This is a genomic window from Clostridium sp. MF28 (assembly GCF_002969175.1).
In the GTDB taxonomy this organism is placed as follows: domain Bacteria; phylum Bacillota; class Clostridia; order Clostridiales; family Clostridiaceae; genus Clostridium; species Clostridium beijerinckii.
Genome location: NZ_CP014331.1, coordinates 3,667,754 through 3,691,424, shown reverse-complemented (window position 1 = coordinate 3,691,424; position 23,671 = coordinate 3,667,754). Strand labels below are relative to the sequence as shown.

General features: G+C 30.1%; 20 protein-coding genes and 1 pseudogene. 3 read left to right on the top strand and 18 right to left on the bottom strand.

What is annotated here, in order from left to right:
* The first annotated feature begins 193 nt into the window (after positions 1 to 193).
* A complete protein-coding gene (locus AXY43_RS16085; protein ID WP_105411769.1) occupies positions 194 to 739 on the top strand; it encodes a glutathione peroxidase in 546 nt (181 codons plus the stop codon).
* Positions 740 to 854: 115 nt separating this feature from the next.
* Here AXY43_RS16085 and AXY43_RS16080 read toward each other — a convergent pair whose 3' ends face one another.
* From AXY43_RS16080 to AXY43_RS16070, 3 genes are read right to left on the bottom strand one after another with little or no spacing between them, the layout of a single operon-like run.
* Positions 855 to 1,775, bottom strand: coding sequence for a DMT family transporter (locus tag AXY43_RS16080; protein ID WP_105411768.1), 921 nt, complete (start codon positions 1,773 to 1,775; stop codon positions 855 to 857).
* Positions 1,776 to 1,810: 35 nt separating this feature from the next.
* On the bottom strand, positions 1,811 to 2,506 hold the full coding sequence (locus AXY43_RS16075) for an aspartate/glutamate racemase family protein (protein WP_105411767.1): 696 nt from the start codon (positions 2,504 to 2,506) through the stop codon (positions 1,811 to 1,813).
* Between the two features lie 2 nt (positions 2,507 to 2,508).
* On the bottom strand, positions 2,509 to 3,033 hold the full coding sequence (locus AXY43_RS16070; RefSeq protein WP_105411766.1) for a GNAT family N-acetyltransferase: 525 nt from the start codon (positions 3,031 to 3,033) through the stop codon (positions 2,509 to 2,511).
* Positions 3,034 to 3,239: 206 nt separating this feature from the next.
* On the opposite strand from AXY43_RS16070, the gene AXY43_RS16065 reads away from it, so the two are divergent.
* Entirely contained in the window at positions 3,240 to 3,893 is a 654-nt protein-coding gene (locus AXY43_RS16065) for a TetR/AcrR family transcriptional regulator (protein WP_181246083.1), read from the top strand.
* Positions 3,894 to 3,978: 85 nt separating this feature from the next.
* Here the strand turns inward: AXY43_RS16065 and AXY43_RS16060 are convergent, their stop codons facing one another.
* From AXY43_RS16060 to AXY43_RS15995, 15 genes are all read right to left on the bottom strand, one after another.
* On the bottom strand, positions 3,979 to 4,725 hold the full coding sequence (locus AXY43_RS16060) for a hypothetical protein (protein ID WP_105411764.1): 747 nt from the start codon (positions 4,723 to 4,725) through the stop codon (positions 3,979 to 3,981).
* A 56-nt stretch (positions 4,726 to 4,781) separates the two neighbouring features.
* Complete coding sequence (locus tag AXY43_RS16055) at positions 4,782 to 5,519, bottom strand: hypothetical protein (protein ID WP_105411763.1); 738 nt, start codon at positions 5,517 to 5,519, stop codon at positions 4,782 to 4,784.
* Between the two features lie 405 nt (positions 5,520 to 5,924).
* Positions 5,925 to 6,047 carry a hypothetical protein gene (locus AXY43_RS28500; protein ID WP_278337357.1) on the bottom strand — a complete coding sequence of 41 codons (123 nt, stop codon included), beginning with the start codon at positions 6,045 to 6,047 and terminating at the stop codon, positions 5,925 to 5,927.
* Positions 6,048 to 6,070: 23 nt separating this feature from the next.
* Complete coding sequence (locus tag AXY43_RS16050) at positions 6,071 to 6,337, bottom strand: sugar phosphate nucleotidyltransferase (protein ID WP_105411762.1); 267 nt, start codon at positions 6,335 to 6,337, stop codon at positions 6,071 to 6,073.
* A 115-nt stretch (positions 6,338 to 6,452) separates the two neighbouring features.
* Entirely contained in the window at positions 6,453 to 7,130 is a 678-nt protein-coding gene (locus tag AXY43_RS16045) for a transaldolase family protein (RefSeq protein WP_011967667.1), read from the bottom strand.
* Positions 7,131 to 7,339: 209 nt separating this feature from the next.
* Entirely contained in the window at positions 7,340 to 8,275 is a 936-nt protein-coding gene (locus AXY43_RS16040; RefSeq protein ID WP_039772610.1) for a glycyl-radical enzyme activating protein, read from the bottom strand.
* 3 nt (positions 8,276 to 8,278) lie between these two features.
* On the bottom strand, positions 8,279 to 10,633 hold the full coding sequence (locus AXY43_RS16035; protein WP_039772611.1) for a glycyl radical protein: 2,355 nt from the start codon (positions 10,631 to 10,633) through the stop codon (positions 8,279 to 8,281).
* 281 nt (positions 10,634 to 10,914) lie between these two features.
* Complete coding sequence (locus tag AXY43_RS16030; RefSeq protein ID WP_039772613.1) at positions 10,915 to 11,826, bottom strand: hypothetical protein; 912 nt, start codon at positions 11,824 to 11,826, stop codon at positions 10,915 to 10,917.
* 18 nt (positions 11,827 to 11,844) lie between these two features.
* Complete coding sequence (locus tag AXY43_RS16025) at positions 11,845 to 12,417, bottom strand: RNA polymerase sigma factor (RefSeq protein WP_039772615.1); 573 nt, start codon at positions 12,415 to 12,417, stop codon at positions 11,845 to 11,847.
* Between the two features lie 337 nt (positions 12,418 to 12,754).
* Positions 12,755 to 14,158, bottom strand: coding sequence for an FAD-binding oxidoreductase (locus AXY43_RS16020; RefSeq protein WP_011967662.1), 1,404 nt, complete (start codon positions 14,156 to 14,158; stop codon positions 12,755 to 12,757).
* 3 nt (positions 14,159 to 14,161) lie between these two features.
* The gene (locus AXY43_RS16015) at positions 14,162 to 15,352 is read right to left on the bottom strand and encodes an electron transfer flavoprotein subunit alpha (protein WP_105411761.1); all 1,191 of its coding nucleotides are present in this window, start codon (positions 15,350 to 15,352) and stop codon (positions 14,162 to 14,164) included.
* Positions 15,353 to 15,407: 55 nt separating this feature from the next.
* Entirely contained in the window at positions 15,408 to 16,196 is a 789-nt protein-coding gene (locus AXY43_RS16010; RefSeq protein WP_039772617.1) for an electron transfer flavoprotein subunit beta/FixA family protein, read from the bottom strand.
* Between the two features lie 523 nt (positions 16,197 to 16,719).
* On the bottom strand, positions 16,720 to 17,421 hold the full coding sequence (locus tag AXY43_RS16005) for a FadR/GntR family transcriptional regulator (protein WP_011967659.1): 702 nt from the start codon (positions 17,419 to 17,421) through the stop codon (positions 16,720 to 16,722).
* Positions 17,422 to 17,604: 183 nt separating this feature from the next.
* A complete protein-coding gene (locus tag AXY43_RS16000) occupies positions 17,605 to 18,447 on the bottom strand; it encodes a patatin-like phospholipase family protein (protein WP_023976421.1) in 843 nt (280 codons plus the stop codon).
* A gap of 234 nt (positions 18,448 to 18,681) precedes the next feature.
* Positions 18,682 to 20,391 (bottom strand): methyl-accepting chemotaxis protein, encoded by a 1,710-nt coding sequence (locus AXY43_RS15995; RefSeq protein WP_039772619.1) that lies wholly within the window; start codon positions 20,389 to 20,391, stop codon positions 18,682 to 18,684.
* A 587-nt stretch (positions 20,392 to 20,978) separates the two neighbouring features.
* On the opposite strand from AXY43_RS15995, the pseudogene AXY43_RS15990 reads away from it, so the two are divergent.
* Positions 20,979 to 23,641: pseudogene (locus AXY43_RS15990) on the top strand (cation-translocating P-type ATPase).
* Positions 23,642 to 23,671: the final 30 nt, after the last annotated feature.

The following is a 23,671-nucleotide window of genomic DNA, read 5'->3' as shown; positions in this document are numbered from 1 at the left end:
GATGTGTTTAAAAATGCTCAGAAAATATTTTTTAACTTGCTTGCTCTTCTAATGCTTTATTTTAGCATCTCATTAACAATACCTTTTAATTTTTTAGTTCTATTTCATTACTACAAAAGCTTCATAAACTTTATATTTGTAATTTTGAAAAGCAGTATATTCAAAGATTTAATACTTTAAGGAGGACGTAGATATGTCTATTTATGATTTTAATGCAAATTTAATTGATGGGGAGGAAATAAAATTAGATCAATATAAAGGAAAAGTTTTAATAATTGTAAATACAGCCAGCAAATGTTCATATACCCCTCAATACAAAGATTTAGAAAGTTTATATAAAAAATATAATGGAAAAGGTCTAGAGATTTTAGGCTTTCCATGTAATCAATTTGCAGAACAAGATCCAGCAGATAACAATGAGATAAAGAGTTTTTGTCAAATTAATTTTGGTGTAACATTTCCACTTTTTGAAAAGATTGATGTAAGAGGAGGAAATGCACATCCACTATTTAAATATCTGACAGAATCTGCTCCATTCCAAGGAATTAATGAAGATACTGCAAGTAGCCGAATGCTCTACGCATTTCTAAAAGAAAAGTTCCCAGATTATTTATTAGGAGACTCTATAAAATGGAATTTCACAAAATTCTTAATTGATAGGTCTGGAAAAGTAGTAAAAAGATTTGAGCCTTCTTTCGAACCTATGGATATGGACTCTGATATTGATATCTTACTTTAATACAAAAAAATATTTAAGCACTTACTACATAATTCTAGAAATGACGTACCGTATTACTTTATATGGTACGTCATTTCTAGAATTGTTAAATTTAGCGAAATTAGATTTTGCTCTATCAATTTTGTCTACTCTCTTTTTTAGTATTAATAAAAGCACCAATTTTTTGAACTGGAAGACTTAACAATATCAATAAAGCAGCAAAAAATTCTATCATCGTTAACTTTTCACCTAGCAATAAAAAAATAAATACCAAAGTGACACAAGGTGAAAAAAAAGTAAAACTTGCAATCAAAGATGCTGGTGAATATTTTAAAGCTTGAAAATAAAGAAAGAACGCTGCCACTATATGACTAATACTTAACCATAAAAGTCCATAGACATCTGCTATTTCTGAAACATTAAATCTTGAAAATAAAATCACTCCGAATATAGATAAAACAAAAGATATAAATGTAGTGAAAAATGTGCTTATCAATGTATCTTTTGTATTTTTCTTAACAAGATTGCTAAAAAGTCCCCAACTTACAGCTGCTAGAATTGCCATTATATCTCCCTTAAAATTTGTGAAGTTTAAGTTTGATAAGTCCCCTTTTGTAATCAACACAATAGTTCCTATAAATCCAATTGTTATTGAAATTATCTTATAAACATTTAACTTTTCTTTATTTATAGGGATAGCAAAAACAACAATGAAAATTGGAAATAAATAATTAAGCATAGAGGCTTCTACTGCTGGAATAACCTCAAGTGCTTTAACATATAATATATCATAAAGAAAAGCTAATACTCCACATGAAATCAACAAACAAATTTCTGATACTTTCCATAATAAAATTTCTTTTAGACTTCCCTTAAATATTAAAATTATAAAAAACATAATAATTGCAAGTCCATACATATAAAATAAAACTTGATAATTATCTAAATGCCTCAAAAGTAATTTACTTGCTGCTGCAAATGACCCCCACATAAATAATAAAATAGGCATCAAAATAAAGGGGTTTTTTGACACCTCCAATCCTTTGTCATTTTTCATAATCACTTATTTCTCCTTCATATAATCTACATTATTTAATCTTCTAATATCATCTCTATGAGTTCTTGAATATGTATCTGCATTGTATCTAAACATGGTACTGATAATTGAACTCCTTTGAAAAGTAGCGGTAGCTCAGTACACCCTAAGATAATTGCTTCAATTTTTTCTTCATTAATCATTTTATTTATAATATCTAAAAAAGCTGATATTGTTTCACCCCTTACTATTCCCAATTCTAATTCATCAGAAATTTTTCCCCCAATAAAAGACTTTTCTTTTTCATTTGGAACTATAACTGATATTCCCGCATTTATAAATGGTTTTCTAAAAAAGTCTCCATTCATAGTAACTTCTGTTCCCAGTAAACCAATTTTAGTAAAACCTTTTTTCTTTACTTCATTACAAGTAGCCTCTACAATACTTACAATAGGTACTGGACTATTGCTTTTTAATTCATCAAAGATAATATGAGGTGTATTTCCAGTCATTGCAACAAAATCTGCACCTCCTGTTGCAAGGTTATTGATACCTCTTAAGATATAATTTTCTAATGAAATATAATCATTTTCCGCACACATTCTCAAAACCTCAAAAACACTTAAGCTTTCAATATTTAAATTAGGGAAAAATGATTTACCAACTCTCTGCTGAACCCCATAAACAATGTCATGATAATAAAGTATTGTAGATTCTGGTCCAATACCGCCTATAAGTCCTAATTTTTTCATTATTATTCTCCTATTCTCATTTCAAAAAATATTTGTTGTTCTCTAATAACACCTTGTAGCATTACTTCTGCTATTCCTGAATATAAGAATCCTAAACCAGTATATAAATTTGCTGCTGGCTTATTTCCAGCGAAAGTATCCAGTCTTATTGATTTGCATTTCATCTCTTTTGCCTTTTCTATAGCATATAAAATCATTTTTTTCCCATATCCATTTCCAGCTTTCGATGGTGGAACACAAAGTGTATGTATAACAAGAACTTCATTTAATTCAGCAGGATATTTCCAACTAATTACTTTGTACTCATCTGGCTGAATTTGGTTCAAAATCATACTGACACATACTTGATTATTGTCGTCCAATACATACAATGTGCCTTCAGAAAGACTATCTATAGCTACTTTTCTTGTTGGATATACATCAAGTACCCAATTAGAATTACTTCCATACTTGTTTTCATGTGTTAGTAATTCAACATAACTTTGCTCTATTTTATCAATGTCACTTTCTAATGCTAGCCTTATCATGTATAGCCCCTCCATTAAATTACATCTATACTGCTTAACAGTTATACATTATTGTAAATCAATTATAGCATATTCACCTCTACTTTACTTGCTGTTTATATCACCTACAATTTATACCTTTATCAAACTAACAATAGTTCATCCTAAATTAATTTTCAAAATGTGTTATAATATTTTCAAAAACATTAAGATTTGAGGGATTTACTTTGGGCAGACCTAAAAACACACAAAATAGAGATTTAATAGCCAAAACAGCATTTAACCTCTTTTTAAATAAAGGATATAATAAAACATCATATAAAGATATTGCTGACAATAGCTCCAATGAGCGAACTTTAATTCAATATTACTTTCCTAAGAAAGAACTTTTAATTACTGACTTTCTTAATAAACTTTTATCGCTTTCTGAACAATATATCACAGAAAAATCTTTAAAAAGTGATAATAATTTTATTAATTTATATATAATTGGTCAAATTCATTTTTCTTTTTTACTTATGAATGATGAGATGAAGACACTTACACTTGATATAGTATCAAACAGGGCAATCACTAAAGAAATTGTATTTTTTAATGAAAATTGGGTATTTTCATTTTTTAATTTGTCTGCCGAACTTAACAAAGAACTATCAGATGATATAGTTATGATTATGGGTGGCACATATGAGCTTATATATAGATACATAAGCAAAAGTGAGTCACTTAATGTTCCTAATTTACTTAAAAAAATCATGCTTCACTTTCTGACTGCTATGGGTCATGAAAATAGTATATATAGAGAGCTTTTGTCCAGTCATGCATTGAGTGAAGAAACTTTATGCGAAGCGAATTCCTATTTAAAAACAGCACTATTAAAATGAATCATTGAACTACATTAATAAAATATTTGCCACTTGAAAGATAATTCTCTCAAGTGGCATTTTTTAAATTAAAATAAATGTCTATTTATAAAATAGGTCTTTTACCATCTACCGATTGCTTTTTAGGGAACTTTAGTAAAACTATAAGATACCTAACAGAGCATATTAATGATACAATGCCCAATGCGTAATACCATGGTTGATTAAACACTGGAGCAGCAGTAGTCCACATACCTATACCAGGAGGTGCAAAAGTAAAAATAGTTCCTCCAATAATAAACAACGCTAATATAATTGATCCTCCCGCCCTGCTTTTACGCTCTTCAGCAAGGAATTGAGGTGCTAAAGCTACAGTAACATTAGTTGACATCATAAGTCCAAGACACATAATATCTCCTATAGCAAGACGAATTGTGTAAAATAGTACAAAACCAATGATGTACCCAATTATACCTCTAATCCAAGCTGATTTCTCACTAATTTTTCCATCAGAATTATATTTCCCCCAAATTTCATTACGCTCATATTTTACTGCCATGTAAAGACTAAATATTTCAATAAAGACAAATGCAACACATCCAGCCCATAAGACTTTAAATATCCAAAAGTCTATTGTATAGAACCACATTCCAAACAGTGTAACAAATGTTAAATCATGTCCAAAATACCATGCATGCTGCCAAAAATAAAAAGGTGCTTTCTTTTCACGAATTACTAAAGCCATACTAGTGAAATATTGAGCAAAACCGAAACCGTAAACTAAAAACGCAAGAATTGCAAACCCCCAAGGATCTTTGTTTACAGCTCTCATAACTAGTTCAATTGTATACATTACATTCCCTCCAAGTATATATATTTATTTTTTCAATCCTATTTGAATACAGATAATTACCAAATTACTTTTTTCCCGTCATTTTTTTCTTTTATCGGAAACCTCAAAAGCATTATCACATTTCTAAGTGCATATAAAGATACAATCACTCCTGTGATATAAAACCATGGCTGGTCAAAATACTTTGAAGCTGTAGTCCACATACCATACTCTGGTGGCAAGAATGTATTAACTGTACCAATAAATATTACAATTGCAAGTCCAATGGAACTTCCCTTACGGCTTTTTCGTTCATTCCACAAATATCCTGGTGCAACTGCTATAAGAATATTGGTAAATGCAAACCACTTAAACATAACTTCATCATTCATAAATACTCTGAATAGATTCACTACTACAGCCATTAAAGCTACTTGACCCATAATTCTTAATATAGCTTGTCTTACTGTAACTGGAGAATCATAGAACTTTCCCCATATTTCCTGTCTCTCAACTTTAACAGCCATATACAAATTGAAAAGTTCAAAACAATTCCAAATAAGTAAAGCTACAGATGCCGTTGTAAAGAACCAGAACCAATTATTATTCTTTGCTAACATAAAAAATACAACTGATCCTGTAAAATCATGTGCTAGATAAAATGTGTGCATCCAAATGGGATAAGGTGCACTCTTTTCTCTGATAACTAACCTAAAACTATAGATATATTCCACATAGCCAATTAAAAATGTAAATGCTGATATGATTATTAAATTTGTGTTGTTTGTGTATGAATTCATAATTTCACTGATCATTATTTTCGCACTCCTTAAAATAGAATTTTATAATATACTATACATGTATAGTATATTATAAAAAAAAATAAATCAACACATTTTCTAAAAATATTTACGCCACTTCTAACACCACCTAAAATTACACTTATAACTATGTAAGTACTGCCATATTTTTAATGTACAACAAGCCTTAATCACTATTATATTAGTAATTAAAGCTTGTTACTCTATCAGAGAAAATATACTACATTATTTGAAATATTTTCTTATAAAATTACATATATAAAACCTTACTATAAGTCTATACAAACTAAATAACTAACGAAAATGAACGTGGGGTTCATGGTAGAGGCGAGTCTTAACCAGCCTACATACTCTTCTTAATTGTTTAATTTCTTAATCTCAATCATCAATTTGTATAAATTATTTATAGTTATTGCTTTCATATGATTTAAACTTAACTTCAATGACTTCTCTAATCTCTGAAATTAAAACTTCCTTTATGTATGCTAAAATAAGTCTAGATTTAAATACTACCCATCCCAATTTTTCAAAAAGACCTTTATCGTCTACAAAGCAGTTTCTTTATTAGCAGGCTCTACAAAAATATTTTCCTCTCTAATTCCTATTAGTTCATCCTTAACTTTTTCTTTGTAGTCCATATTGGTTACAATATAAATATTATCCCTGTCTATTAATGGCATTATCCTATCAACAGTATTAACTAAGAAACTTTTATCGTTAATTAGCTTTAAAAATTGTTTTGGTTGATCGGCTCTTGATAGAGGATATAGTCTACTGCCCTTACCTCCAGCTAAAATCAGCCCGTATATCACGCATTTTCAACTCCATGTAATGATACTAGTTCATTATATGTCAAAATATTTGTATGTGTGAGTCTATAGTAAAAAGAACAATAAATTATTTCCCTTAAATGTTCTTCTTCCTGAATTATAGCCCCTCCATTGTGTTCCCTTCACCAACCAAGCTATAGAAATCTTTTGTAAATACATCTACTGCATTTTTAGTTGCATCATGTTTTATTAATCCTTCTATTACATCTGGTGCTGCTGTAACTGATCCAATTCCATACTTGCATAAATTCAAAACTTGTTGTGAATTTTTGAAGCTTGCAGCTAATACATCCGAATTTAATCCATGCATTTTAAACATGTCATGAATATCTTTTGCAACTTGAACTCCATCAGCTCCCATATTATCAATCCTATTTACATAAGGTGCTGTATATCTTGCCCCTGCTTTTGCTGCCATGAAGGCTTGCATCGAAGTATAAATAGCTGTTGCTGTAATATTTACATTTTCCTTACTTAATAATTTCATAGCTTTTATTCCTTCAGGTGTTACAGGAATTTTAATATAAGTGTCCTTTCCAAGTACTTCAATCATATGTTGTGCTTCATCGACCATTTTTTCAGCAGTTAATGATACAACTTGAGCATGTAATTGTGCCCCTTCTGGTAAGAATTCTCTAATTGCTTTTAATACCTCCATAGGATTTCCACCTTGTTTTTTTAGAATAGATGGATTAGTTGTCACCCCATCACATGGGTAAAATTCATAAATCCTTTTAATTTCATCTAAGTTTGCATCATCAATTAACATTAACATTTTTTCTTCTCCCTCTCTCTTTTTAATTTCTATACTTAAATTAAGTAAATGCGTTATAAATACTATAAAACAATACTCTATTCCAAGAATATATATTCTTATATTGTAATATTCTAAACAATATATATTCTTAAGAATTTTAGAATATTAAAATAAAAACATTTTTATTTATACCTTTTTATTCAGCAATCAATGAATATCCGAAACAACTATTTAACTAAATTTCTTATTCCTGCTGAATAAGCTATATCATAAAATTCCTCCATTTGAGTCTCAGTATACATTTTAGGATTCTCTTCAAAACAATAATCTAAATTATTGATTAAGTTGTATTTTGATTTTGCAAGTGGATTATAATTTAATAGTTCATACCTTACTTTTGAGTAAATGCTTGAAATATATCCACTTATATCATGAATATTAATTTTATTTGCTGTAAATTGAGGTATTAATGGAGTTCTGATAATCACATTATCTTTCTTATTGCTTTCTAAAATAAACTTGATGTTCTTTTTGATTAGTTCATTACCTACGCCAGTAAAAATCTTATGCTTATCATTATCAAATACCTTTAAATCTGCAAAAATTGTATCTAGATACGGTAGCGCTTCTATTATATATTCAGTAGGGACGAATAAAGATGTTTCAATCGCTGTATTTATTCCAGCTTCTTTTAACATTTTAAGTAATACAACTACAAATTCTTTCTGGTACAATGGTTCTCCACCAGATAAAGTTACCCCACCACCATATTTAAAAAACGCTTTATCCTTCAGTGCTATTTCTATAACTTCATCTAAAGTATAATTTTTAGAATCCATAGTTAACGCACCAGTCGGACAAATATCTGTAACAATTTCATTTTGTTCATCTATACATTTATCTTGAACAACACATATTTTATTATTTTCTCGTATAACTGATTGATTAGAGCATTTTTTAATACATAGATCACAATTAATACATTTATTTTCAAAATGAATTAATTGTTCCTTTGGAGAAATACCTTCAGGATTTTGACACCAAACACATTTAAGCGGACATCCTTTTAAAAAAATCGTTGTTCTTATTCCCTCTCCATCATGTGTTGAAAATCTTCTTATATCAAAAATCTTTCCTGTTAAAGACGAATAATCTTTTTCCATAGGCTATATATCCCCATAACTTGTTCTTGCTATAATTTCATTTTGCAATTCTCCTGCAAGTTCAGTGAAATATGCTGTATATCCCGCTACACGTACAGTTAAACTACGATAATTTTCAGGATACTTTTGCGCTGCTAATAAATCTTCTTTACGTAAAACATTAAATTGAATATGTGGTATTTCTAAATCTACAAAGGTTCTTAAGAATCTTGCAAACTTATCCCGTCCAATCTCATGCTTAAAAAACTCAGGTAAGAACTTCATATTTAATAAACCACCATTAGTAGTTAATACATTATCTAATTTTGATACAGACTTTAAAACAGCAGTAGGTCCTGCAATATCTCTTCCATATACAGGTGACATACCACCGTCAGCTAAAGGTGCCTTTGCATATCTTCCATCTGCAGATGCTCCTACATTTTCACCCATTGGAACATGGGCAGATACTGTATACATTCCTGTATGATATTTACCTCCACGATAGTTTGTATAAGATTTAAGCTTTCCATTGAAATATCTTGCCCACTTAGCACCAATTTCATCTACCCATTGAATATCATTCCCGTATTTAGGTGCACGATTTAATAGCATAGCCCTTATCACTTCATATCCTTCAAAGTTATTTTGAAGAGCTTTTAACAATTCTTCTTTAGAAATTCTCTTTTCATCATATACTAAAAGTTTTATTGCTGCCAAGCTATCCGCTAAATTTGCAACTTGTATCATTTGAATTCCTGACAGATTATATACTGCTCCACCTGCAGTAACATCTACACCTTTCTCAATGCAGTCGTCAATAACTGACGATAAGAATGGCGAAGGTAAAACATCTATGTGGGCTTTTTCAACTTGTTCACAAGCTAAAATCATTCTATCAATGAAATAATCTATTTGCTTAGCAAATGCTTCCTCTAAATCTTCATACTTTTCGTAAGTGGTTAGATTACCTAAGTCTTGAGACAATGAATCTCCTGAAATTAAGCATTTTCCACCATTTAGAGTGATCTCTAAAACCTTATTTAAATTGAACATTGCTGCATCACTCCAACCAAGATTATTACCTTGAGTTGTAAGCTCTACGCATCCAACAATTGCATAGTCTCTTGCATCTTTTTCTTTAATTCCTAAGTCTATCATAGACGGCACTACTGATTCATCATTAAAGAACTGCGGCATTCCACTGCCTTTTGCCACAACTTTTATGCTCTCTTTCAATAGTTTTTCTGATGTGTTCTTATGAAGTCTCACAGATAAGTTAGGTTGTGGCAGACCTAAATGTTCTTGAGCTTTTAGGAATAAGAAAGATAATTCATTTGAAAAATCATTACTCTTTTCATCTTGGCCACCAATTGCAATATTAAATCCTATAGGAAATCCTGCAAAAAATTTAGCACTATGAGAATTTCTTAAATAAACTATTTCATTAAACTTAAGCCAAAGACATTCAATTATTTCTAAAGCCTTTTTATCATCTATATTTCCAAGATGTATATCTCTTTTATAATATGGATATAAAAATTCATCCATTCTTCCTGGTGAGAATGATGATGCATTTGATTCCATATGAAGTATAACAAATAAAAACCAAATTGCTTGCACCGCCTCATGGAAAGTTTGTGCCGGCCTTCTAGAGATATTCTTACAAATCTCTGCAACTTGAAGCATATCTGCTACTAATTCTTCCTCGCAGATTGACTCAGCTTTTTCTTTCATTAAGTCATGGTATCTCATCATAAATTCTTGAGCACCTTCCATAACAATAATTACACTTTCATAAAATTCCTTACTTTCTTTTGTAGAATTCTTCATTTTTTCAATGGCTCTTTGCTTAATTCCTTCTGGGCCTAAAGCAAGCCACTCTCTGCAATTTGGACAAATATGCCCTTGAGCATGGTCTTTTTGATTTATTTTTACCACTTTTGCAATTTCATCAATTTCTTTTCCATATCTCTGTCTAATGACATCCTCTAATGAGTGTCCATCCCAATATGGTTTAATCACTTTTCGAAATGTTTCTATATCATTTAAATTCACATTAAATTTGTCTTGAGGTCTAGTTGGTAGAGATTCAAATTCTTTATCGATCCATGAGCTACCGCTCTCTGGAAAAACAACACCATATCTAACCCCTTTAGTACGGTTACCTACTATTAACTCTTCATCATCAATACCGATTTCTAATTTTGAAAGAGAATTCTTTAATGCTAATGCTCTTTTTATAATAACTGGCTTATCTTCATTCTCTTTATAAGTTTCAGTTATTATAAGTGCTTGTTCAATAGATGCATATCTTTTTTCGGATAACATCTTCTTCTTTAAATTTTCAATTCTTCGAGACATTATTAATTCATCCATTTCTCTTTCTCCTTTCTGCTTATTTATTATCATTTATTATTACTATATTCTTATTTTATATTATTTCAAATTATTTTTCAATGTATTTTTTATTATTTCATACAGTTTTATTAAAATAATATTGATTTATTTAAAGAAGATTATTTAATCTTAAACATCTAAAGGTTCAATTTCCTAACTTATTCTATAAATCATAGATTTTATATTATATTTTTTATTAAAGTTCATATATCCCTTTCAAAACAAAGGGTAAGAGATCACTCCCTTACCCTTTGTTTTTTCTATTCTTGTTTTAGAATCTTTATATAATCTTTTGCAAACTGTGTTGCTACATCAATATCTGCAGAATTTTCTCCAATGTATATCCTGTAGCTTACTCCATTATAATCCCAAACCATATAATATATTTTGTTAACACTAATAGGCTTCTTTGTAACATCATCGCCATTTTCACTTCTTTCATATTTAGCCCTATTTTCTTCTAAAACTCTACATTTTATATTATCAATAGTTGTTTCTTTAACACTATTCATTTCTGAATCCTCACTAAATTTTGATAAGTATATAAAAAATTTATGTTTCTCACTATCTTCATATGATTCACAAATGTTTCTTATAATCTTATAATCTTTACTAAGCTCATTAAATATTTGATCATCTCCTACCGCTTTTCTAAACTTATCTAATGAGTTTTCTTCATCTTTATATTTCAAATCTTTAACAGTCATCATCGCTACTGGAGACACAGGATATCCTGCAATTTCTGTAATGGAGAAATTCCCAACTTTTTTAGGAAAATTAAATTCAAATCCGAATTTCCCCTCTATCTCATTCTTGTTTTTATCCGTTATCTCAAAACCTCCAACGGTAACATCATCAACTGCCTCATCTTCTGATTTCTCAATAATATTACCTGATTTATCAAGTAAAAATATTGTCTTCAATGCTTCCTGCGCAGCAGCCCTTGCTACTGGCGAAAATGTAAAAACACCAACAATAGCAAATAATACACAGCATATAGGAACTAATACCTCCTTTCTTATATTTTTTATACTAAAATACTTTTTCTTTCCCATTTCTTTCTCCTTATTATTCCAAGCCTCATTAAAAATATCTCTTGAAGCTTTAATATTAAAAATACTATCATCTATAGCACTCTTTATTACCTTATCCAAATAACCCTTATCTTTCATTTTTAATTAGACTCCTTTCTATTTAACTATGCTCATCCCACTTTCCACCTCAAAGCAATTGGCTAACTGCTTCTTCAAAGCAGCTCTGGCATAAAACAACCGTGATTTTACCGTGGCCTTAAAACAACCTGTAACCTTTGAAATTTCTTCCATTGTCATGTCATTGTAATAATAAAGAATAACAACTGTTTTTAAATTAGGACTTAATTTGTTGATTGCACTCCGCATTACATGTTTTATCTCATATCTATCAATTATGTTTTCTTTTTCTTGATTCTCATCAAAAAATAAACCTTCATTTTCTGATGTTATTTCTAACGGAACTAACTCTGACTGCTTTTTTGTCATTTTCCAGCCTGTTCGCATAAGAATTTTAAAAAACCATACTTTAAACGCTTGTGGCTCTTGAAGTTTATTTATTTCCATGAAGCATTTCATATATGTCTCTTGAAGTATGTCTTCAGCAATTCCTCTATTTCCTGATAAAAAATATGCAGTAGCCAACGCCTTTTTTTCTACAATTTGAAAAAGTTCGCGAAATGCTTCCTTCTCTCCGAGCTTGCAACGCGTTACTATTTCTTCTATATCCATCTTTGCACCTCTCTTCCTTTTGGAGCTCCTATAATATAAGAGGATTAATTTAGTAAAAAGGTTTTATTCATTTTAATTTTTTCTTTTAATGAGAACTATAATTTATAAATCTCAATGACATTTTATAATTCTTCTGTATTAATTTATTCTTTAGCTATAAATAAATTATACATAAAAAGGTATATTGTTATGAGTTTGCTTTTTTATGTATAAAAATAAGCTGTCCCAAAATAGAAATTAAATTTCTATTTTAAGACAGCTTTGATTTGTAAATAAAGCTCAGTTAAATTACTTATATTTATAATTTGCTAGTATTCAAATTAAATACTTTTTTATTCTATTCACATACCTTTCCTGGATTTAATATGTTCTTAGGATCAAAAGCTAATTTAATTCCTTGCATTATTCCAATACATTCACTTGGAAGTGATTCTTTTAAATATCCCTTCTTTGCAAATCCTATTCCATGTTCTCCTGACACCTGGCCATCTAATTCTTTAGCTTTATTATACATTATTTGCATAACTTCTTTTAATTTAGATTCCCATGCTTCTTGGTCAAGGTCATCTCTTAATATATATATGTGAAGATTTCCATCACCTGCATGCCCAAAGCTTTTTATTCTTATATTAGCAGTACGTTCAAGTTCATGAGTGAAGGTTACAAACTTTCCTATTTGATTTCTTGGAACAACAACATCAACTTCATCCATTTCAGTAGTTAATGCTTTAATTGCTTCAAGGAAACAACCTCTAGCTGACCATATTGATTCTTGTCTTTCTTCAGTATCTGAGATTAATACATCTAAAGCTCCAGCTTCTAAACAAATATTAGCTACATTTTCATAATCCTTTTCAATTTCTTCTGTGGAATTTCCATCGAAAGTTAATAATAGGTATGCATCAGATGATTTATCTGGAAAACTTTTTCCTAAAAATTCTTCTGCAGCAAGTATCGCTTCTCTCTGCATAAATTCGATTGCTGTTGGTATTGACTTAGATTTAATTATTTTAGGCACAGTCTCTATCGCTCTTTCGAGACTTTCAAAAGGAATAAGCAAACTTAAAGCCTTTTTAGGAAGTGGTAATAACTTTAAAATAGCCTTTGTTACTATTCCTAAAGTTCCTTCTGAACCAACAATTAAATCTTTTAGTGCATATCCAGAGCTGTTTTTAACTACTTTTCCTCCTAAATTCACTATATCACCATTTGGTAATACAACCTCAAGTCCTCTTACATAGTCTCTAGTCACTCCATATTTTACAGCTCTCATACCTCCTGCATTAGTACTTATATTTCCTCCAATTGTTGCTGATTTTTCACCTGGATCTGGTGGATAAAATAAGTCAAATTCTTGAACATATTTACCTATCTCCATAAGTAATACACCTGGTTCTAATGTAAGAGTCAAATTTTCTTCATCTAATTCTAAAATTTTATTCATCCTGCTAAGGTCTATAACTATTCCGCCTTTAAGTGGAACCGCTGCTCCAACAAGTCCTGTTCCTGATCCCCTTGGAGTAACAGGAATATTATTCTCATAGGCATATTTCATTACTTTTGAAACTTCATCAGCACTTATAGTTTGAATAACTATATCAGGCATTTTCTTAATTCCGCCTAATTCATCATGGCTATAGTCTTCATTTATTTCTTCTCTAAAGAAAACTCTCTCCAAATCATTCTCTGCTATAGATAATATATATTCATAATCTTTTAATTCAACTTCTTTGTAACTCATCACCTATGCCTCCTTAGCCATTTTTATTTTTTCTATTAATTCTGGAATTATTTCATACAAGTTTCCAACAACTCCATAGTGAGCAACCTTAAATATTGGTGCTTTATCATCAGCATTTATAGCAAATATATAATCTGAATTATTCATTCCAGCTGTAAATTGAACTGCTCCAGATATTCCACAAGCTATGATAAGCCTTGGCCTTACAGTTCTACCGCTTAATCCAATTTGTCTCTTTGCATCAACCCAGCCTGCCTCTATTAGAGGTCTAGTACATGCAAATTCTGCTCCTAAAAGTTTAGCTAATTCTTTTACTAATTCTAAATCCTTTTCTGATTTAATTCCTCTTCCTGCTGCAACTATTACTTCAGCATCACTTATTCCTACTTCAGCATCTTTTTTCTTTATACTAAGGGCTGTAATTTCAGATAAAAGTTTTTCCTTATCTATAGAACATTCTACTATTTCTCCTGAAATATCATCGTTTCTTTTTGGAGCTGTCATAACTTTATATCTAACAGTTGCTAATTGAGGTCTAGAATTTGGAGTAACTATCTGAGCCATTATATTACCACCAAATGCCGGTCTAATTTGAACTAAATCTGTATTTTCCTTCATATCTAATATTGTACAATCTGCTGTAAGTCCAGTTTTAAATCTGGCAGCTATTCTTGGCGCTAAAGATCTACCTATAGTTGTAGCACCAACTAAAATCGCTGTTGGTTTTACATTATTTATAAAATCTCCGAAAGCAGCTGTATATGGTTCTATTCTAAAATACTTTAATTCCTCGTCATCATATACAAATACCTTATCTACACCATAGTGTAATAATTCTTCAGCTTTATGAGAAATATTATTTCCGATAAATACAGCATATACTGGATGATTTATCTTTCCTGCTAATTCTCTCGCCTTTCCTATTAGCTCATAAGTAACAGGATGTATTTCTCCATCTACATGATCAACATAAACGCCTATTCCATTCCAAAGACTTTTATCTATCTCTTTGACTTCTTCCTCTATATATTCAACAGCTCCCTTAGGCCCCTTTTTAACGCAAAGCTTGCACATTTTACATGCTCCACTTATTTCAACAACTCCATTATTATTTTCAAGGGCACCAAAAGGACATATTTTAATTAACTCATCAATATCTAATATTTTCTCTTGATTTACTACTAACTTTGCCATAACGCATTCTCCCCTTTAATTATCTTTGTGAGATATCTTTACTAATATTTAATACCTAAATAAATTTCAATTCTTTTAATTTATCTCCCATTTTTCCACTTAATTCACCCGAACTACCTGTCCACATTTCTCTATCATTATTAACCTCTGGTGGAAATATTCTCTCTACTTGAGTTGGTGATCCATTAAGTCCATAATTCTTCTCATCTTTATCATCAAAATCTTTTAGGCTTAATATTTTTATTTCTCTGTCCTTAGTTGAAAGTTTTTTTCTATAAGAAGGTAACCTTGGTTCAAAAATTCCTTTATCTACAGTGATTAGACATGGGTACGCTATCTTTACTGTTTCAATACTTTCTGGCATATCCATTTCAACTGTGATTGTTGAGTCTTCTACTTTAACTATGTCCTTAACGTTAGCTACATGTGGTATGTTTAACCATTCAGCCATTTCAGATCCTACCTGCGCTGTATCTCCATCTGTTGTTTGCTTACCGCAAATAATAAGTTCGAAATCCCCCATCTTTTTCACGCCTTGAGCTATTGTATACGATGTAGCTAAAACATCAGCTCCTCCAAATTTCCTGTCTGATAATAATGTGCCTTCATCAGCTCCCATTGTGTAGGCTTCCTTAATTACGCTTAAAGCTTGATTAGGTCCCATACTTAGGACTTTAACAGTTCCTCCTTCACTCTCCCTAATCTTAAGAGCTGTTTCAAGAGCATACAAATCATATGGATTCATTTTGGAGTCTATGCCATCTCTTTTCAAAACTCCTGTAACTGGATCAACCTCAACTTTAGATGTTCCTGGCACCTGCTTAATGCAAACTAAAATATTCATGATAACTTCCTCCTAAAACTGTATTTTAAATTCCAAACACTGATTGGCAAAGTGATAGTAGTAGTTTTGTCAAAACAATGTGGAATAAACAAACTTTTAAAAATTACTTCAATTTATTTCTTGATAAAATCCAATATCAGTTTAATTATTCCGCTATATATAATAGTTTTTGCTAGAGTCACAATAAAACTAATTTATTCCTCCTCTTTTCCAACATGTCATACCAATATCAAATTGGTATGACCAATTTCAATTTAATTATACTTTCCAAAATATAGTTTGTAAAGTATTGTTATTTATTTAACAGAAAATGTTTACATTGACTCTATTCCAATATACTCCTTAGTGCCTTATATTCTATATCTTTTTGCCCATATAAAATTTAATAAAAATTTAATTTATATTTTTAATTAATCGTATTTAAGCATTTTTTGTTTAAAATATAACAAAAATAAAATGGATAAAAAAAATAACCTCACTGACGATTATCTTTTATCCATCTTATTTTTAAAACAATATATTTTTATTTTTTATACCCATAGGATCCTCGAATTAAATCAAAGTGCTCTACCATAGCATTATGAGCTTTACTAGCATCTCTGCATTTCAAAGCTCTTACTAAATTCTCATGAATCTCTAATAAATTCTCCCTAGTTTTTCCTGTATGTAAAATTTGCGCTCTTGATTTTCGAATGAATTCATCCATAAGCTGAGATATAACTTCAAGAACATTTATAAGTAAAGTATTTCTTGAGGTTTTTGCAATTAAATAATGGAACTTAATATCAAGTTCAAGACTCTCGTCCTCATTTTCTGCTATATACATTCTATCTAATATTGCTGTTAAAAGCTCTAGCTCATTATTTTCTATATTTTTAGCGGATAACCTAGCGCAACGAAGCTCCAGCGTTTCTCTTAAATCATACATTTCTTCAATTGAACTTTCTTGTAACATAAACATGACAGAAAGAGGTTCAAATAATGAATTATCAAAATTAGTTTTTATATAATTTCCTGCGCCTTGCCTGCTTTCCACAAGACCTACCACTTCTAATGCTCTCAATGCCTCTCTTATGGATGCACGTGATACTCCAAGAGATTCTGACATTTCTCTTTCTGATGGCAATCTATCTCCCTTTTTTAATTTACCACTTTTTATGTTGTTCTTAATTTGTTCTATAACTTGATGATATACTTTAGGTGTTTTGCTATTGGATGTAAACATATATATCTCCCTTGTTCGCTTTATTGTCTAAAATTTTATATTTTATTAGTACATTATACATTAAAAACAGCTAGAATCCTACATTTGTAGATTTTATAATTCATTCTATTCTATTTATAAACATTCATAATATATATAATTTATCTATTTGAAAATACTTCTCTAAAATATTATATTTAAATACTATCCAATATATTTAAGTATTTTTTCTTTATTTTGAATAATCAAATCATACCCATTTTGATATATTGCTTTTAGTTTACTTTTATTTCGCTCAAATCTACTTATATCCATACTTATACTTGGTCTTATTATAAATGCTTTCCCACTTTCCTCTAATTCTTTGCAGTAATCAAGTTGCTCATTATATTTAATATGCCTATTTTTTAGCACATCTGCAAGCTTTGGATACTTATTTTTATAAAGCCTATAAGTTACTTCATTGGCTTTAGATTTTGTCTTTCTATACCCCTCATTCCTTGTTAATACTATTATATGTTTGTCATTACCATCCTCTATTGACTTATTAATTGGTATAGGCTCTGAAAGGCCTCCATCAGCGTAATATTGTCCTTCTATCTTTTCAAATGGAAATACTAATGGTATCGCTATGCTTGCTCTAAGAATTGAATTTCTCTTATCCAATAAATCTTTATCAAAGTACTCATTCTTTCCAGTCTCAATATTAAAAGCACCTGCTAACATCTTTCCATCAAATTCATAAAACGCCTTATAATCAAATGGACAATGCTTATTAGGTATCTCGTCAAATACAAATTCTAAATCCATAAGAGATTTACATCTAATTAAATTTCTATAGCTGATATACCTCTTATTATCCATAAATCTTTCCATTATCTCTAAGTTTCTTCCTCTTTGCCTAGAGACATAAGAATATGCATTAGTGGCACCTGCAGATACTCCTACTATATATTTTATTTCTGCCTTTATATCTAGAAATGCGTCTAACACACCTGCTGTAAATAATCCTCTGAATGCTCCGCCTTCAAGTACAAGTCCTGTCATAAAAAAACCTCCATACACAATAAATACTATTATATATTATAACTTAAATAATAAATTTAATCACATAAAAACTTACATCAATGGAATTTCTAGTTTTTTAATCAAGTCATTTATTCTTAGTTACTATATATTAAATTTCTTAAATTTGTAATAAAAATGAGAACCTCTATAATTCTAATAGCATAGAGATTCCCATGATAAACTAATATTTATCCATATTTAATTATTTTTATTTTAAAGAACAAACTTCTCAATTTGAGATGTAATCTGCTGCATTATATCTTTCAATTCTTCTGCAGATTTAGAAACCTTATATGCTGAATTATCCATTTCATGGGCTGATGCGGATATCTCTTGGGATGCAGCAGAATTTTCTTCAGATACAGCGGATGATAATTCCACATTTTCTACTATATTATTTTTTCTATTATTAATATCAACTATTGCATCATTTATCTCATGAACTTGAGGTACTATATCACCTATAGATTCTACTATTTCTTTAAATGAAACTATAGTTGATGCTATTGTATGAATCTGCTCCTCTAATTTCTTGTTAGCAATACCTGTTGTTTCTTCAACTAATTTAGTTTCGGAACTTATGTCACCTAGCAAATTATTAATATCTTCTGATGAACTTTTAGATTGCTCTGCTAATTTTCTAATTTCATCTGCAACAATTGAAAATCCCTTACCTGCTTCACCTGCTCTTGCCGCTTCAATAGCTGCATTTAAGGCTAACAAATTAGTTTCATCTGCTATTTCATTAATCATATTAGTTATTTCTGTTATTTTATTTACACTTAGGCTTAATTTATTAACTTTCCTTTGTGCTTCATTATAAGATTCTGCAATTTCATTTATCGATATACCTATATTTCTCAATCTTTCATCACTAATATTGGCTTCATTACTAATATTAATAGTGCTTTTATCCACTTTCTCTACAGATCTTGTTATTGAATCTAATTTATCACTAAAAGAACTTAAATTATTGTTTATTGACATAAGTCTTTCAGATTGTTCATTAGATCCTTCTGCTATATCATGAATTGAACTGGATACATCTCCTATATAATGCTTCATTTTTTCTGAAACCCTTGAAAGCTCTATTGATTGCTCTGTAACAAGGCTCGAATCCTCCTTTACTGTATATATAATTGATGCGATAGATGTTATGGTCTTGCTTAATGCATTCTTCATCACTCCAAATTCGTTTGCGGATTCAGTATCAAACTTTACAGTGAAATTTCCTTCTGATAAGATTGAAACTTTATGTACAAATTCTTTAATAGAATTCTTAATCATAAATATTATATATGCTGACATAAACGCTAGAGCCAGAATTGACACGCTCAATATACTTATAAACATAAATATATTTTTTCTATATGCACTCATAGATTTATTAATCTCATTTGTAGCTTTATCCTTTTGAAGTTGAACTAGTGCTTTATTATCTTGAGCAATTTGATTTCCGTATACACCCATAGCATCATTTGTAATCTTTTTATCTGGAGTTAAATCTTGTTTTCTTTGGTCAATAATACCTGGTATGTACGAATAATATTGTTCATATTCTTCTTTAAATTTCATAACTAATTGGTGTTCTTCTGAATTATTTTCTGATTCTTTAGCCTGCCTATTCACTATTTCCGTTATATTTGTATTTAATTCTAGCATGGCCTTTTCATTTGCCTCATCAAATGGTCTATCTATTATTTTTGTTAAAGTATTTCTTAAAACACCCATGCTGCCATTAACATCACCCCAATCACTAAGTTTTGGAATAACATTATTATACATTGTCAAGTTGGCATCGTACATTTTAGATGTATTTAAATAACCCAAAACTCCAATAGTAATTGTTGATATCAAAGATAAAATTACTATTATAATTATACTCCTTATGATTTTTACATCTTTTACTTTTTTTAATCTCACTTCAACGTCCCCCTATGGCTTAAATATATAATTACATACATAACATAATATTGTTAACGTGTGCAGTTATAATTATACATATTAACCAATATGATAACAATAGTTATAATTTTACATATACCTTAAACAGTAATTTACTTATTTATATTTTTGTGAAATATAAATAATATATAGTACAAAATACCCCTTAGTGTGTTGACTAAAACTATATAAAATGCTATAATCATTCTATAAAATAAATCACTATATTAAAAGGGAGTAGTTATAAATATAACATCAACAATCGCGACTATATTGTTAGTCTGGTGTTATATACCCTAACAGGTAACGAGACTTTTAATATAACTTCAAATTGTTGAAGTTATATTAAAAGTCTTTTTTGTTGTTAATTTATCCAATATCTATCATTAGTAACAACTCTTCTTCACTTGGGTATAACAACTGTACATTTCTGGAGTATGTACCACTTGAGGGTATATGTTCAACTAAATTCAGTCAGAGTTAAACTCTACCTGAAAATGTTCACTTTATAGACTTTAGTTAATTATATACTTATTAAATTTTTTCTTTGAAAGGAAGATGCCATAATGAAAAAATATTTTTCTAAAACAGTAGAAGAATCTCTTAAAAACTTCGATGTGACTTTAAAAGGGCTGACGAGTGAAAAAGCTAATGAAATATTAGACTCTGTAGGCGAAAATACCTTAAATGAAAAAAAGAAAAAAAGCATTTTATCTGTATTTCTAGAACAATTTAAGGACTTATTAGTAATTATATTGATTGCTGCTGCTATAATTTCAGCTATGACTGGAAATATAGAAAGCACTTTTGTAATTTTAGCTGTTATAACTATGAATGCTATTTTAGGTACTGTTCAATACGTTAAAGCTGAACAATCTCTAGCTAGTCTAAAAGCGCTATCTGCACCTAATGCTAAAGTTATTCGGAATGGAGTTAAAATTGAGATACCTTCTAAGACTGTAGTCCCAGGAGATATTTTGATATTAGAGGCTGGAGACCTAGTTGTTGCTGATGGTAGAATTTTAGAAAACTTCTCTCTCAAAGTTAATGAGAGTTCATTAACTGGTGAATCCGAAAGTGTGGACAAATTCTCTGATGTTATTGACAAAGATGAAGTTGCTTTAGGTGATCAAAAAAATATGGTTTTCTCTAGTTCACTAGTCACTTATGGACGTGCTACTGTTCTTGTAACGAATACTGGTATGAATACTGAGCTTGGTAAAATAGCTACCCTTATGGAAGAAACTCAAGAAAAAAGTACCCCACTTCAGATTTCCTTGGATGAATTCTCCAAGAAGTTAGCCTTTGGAATAATTGGTATCTGTGTTATTGTATTTGGATTAAGTATGTATAGAGGTATTGATCTATTAGATTCATTAATGTTTGCTGTTGCTCTTGCTGTTGCTGCTATTCCTGAAGCGCTTAGTTCTATAGTTACAATTGTACTTGCCATAGGTACACAATCAATGGCCAAAGAGAATGCCATCATTAAAAAGCTAAAAGCTGTTGAAGGTCTTGGATGTGTATCTGTTATCTGTTCTGATAAAACTGGTACATTAACACAAAATAAGATGACTGTTAAAAAGATTTTCGTTGATAATAAGTTAATTGATAGTACTAAAATAGATTTCAAAAATTCTGATTCAAATTTCCTTTTAACTAGCTCTGTACTATGTAACGATTCTACTTCAAAAGATGGTGCTGAGATAGGAGATCCAACAGAGGTTGCTTTAGTAAACTTGGGTCATAAATACTCCTTAAATGAAATTGAATGTAGAAATAATTACCCAAGGCTTAAAGAGATTCCTTTTGATTCTGATAGAAAACTAATGAGTACTCTTCACGAGATTAATGGAAAATATATAATGGTTACTAAAGGTGCTCTTGATGTATTACTAGATAGGGTAACTTCCATAAAAACTTCAGCTGGCGTAACAAACTTCACTAACAACGATAAGATCAATATAAATAATGTTAATAGAGAATTATCATCTCAAGGATTAAAGTTTTAGCATTTGCTTATAGAGAGCTTAATGAAAATAAAGAACTCACTTTAGATGATGAATATGATTATACTTTCTTAGGTTTAATTTCAATGATTGATCCACCTAGAGAAGAATCTAAAGCAGCTGTTAGTGACTGTATTAAAGCTTCTATTAAACCAATTATGATTACTGGAGACCACAAGATTACAGCTTCTGCTATTGCTAAAGAAATTGGAATATTACAAGATGGTGACTTAGCTGTAGAAGGCTTGGAACTTGATAAAATGTCCGATGACGAACTCAACTCAAAATTAAAGCACATTTCCGTTTACGCAAGAGTATCTCCAGAACATAAAATAAGAATAGTTAAAGCATGGCAAAACAAAGGTAAAATTGTAGCTATGACTGGAGATGGTGTTAATGATGCACCTGCACTAAAGCAAGCTGATATTGGTATTGCAATGGGTATAACAGGTACTGAAGTTTCAAAAGATGCTGCTTCAATGATTTTAACAGACGATAACTTTGCTACTATTGTTAAATCGGTCACTAATGGGCGAAACATTTATGCTAATATAAAGAATTCAATAAAATTCTTACTTTCAGGTAATACTTCTGGAATTCTTGCAGTACTCTATTCATCAATATTTGCGCTTCCTGTTCCATTTGCTGCAGTACACTTATTATTCATAAACTTATTAACAGATAGTTTACCTGCTATAGCAATTGGTATGGAGAAATCTAAGAAAGATGTTTTAAAAGATAAACCTAGAGATGCTAAAGAATCTATTTTAACTAAAGATTTTATCATAGATATCTTCAGTCAGGGCTTGCTTATTGGAATATTTACTATGATCTCTTACCATATTGGTTTAGCTACAGGAAGCCATGGGCTTGCGATGACTATGGCATTTAGCACTTTATGTTTAGCTAGATTATTCCACGGATTTAACTGCCGAGGTAAAAAATCAATATTTGCTCTTGGAGTTTTTAATAATAAATTCAGTTGGATTGCCTTTATATCAGGCGTTGTACTTGTAAATGCAGTTTTACTTATACCAGCACTTCAAGGATTATTTGAAATAACTCCACTTACTAGTAATGAATTAATGTTAGTTCACTTATTTGCTTTCATTCCAACTTTAATAATACAAACTGTTAAGGTTGTTAGAGATTTTATTGAAGAAAACAATGAAAAGAATAGAAATAGAGACGCTAATGATTCAACTATGAGAGCTGCATAAAACAACCTTTGAGATTATATAATTAGATTA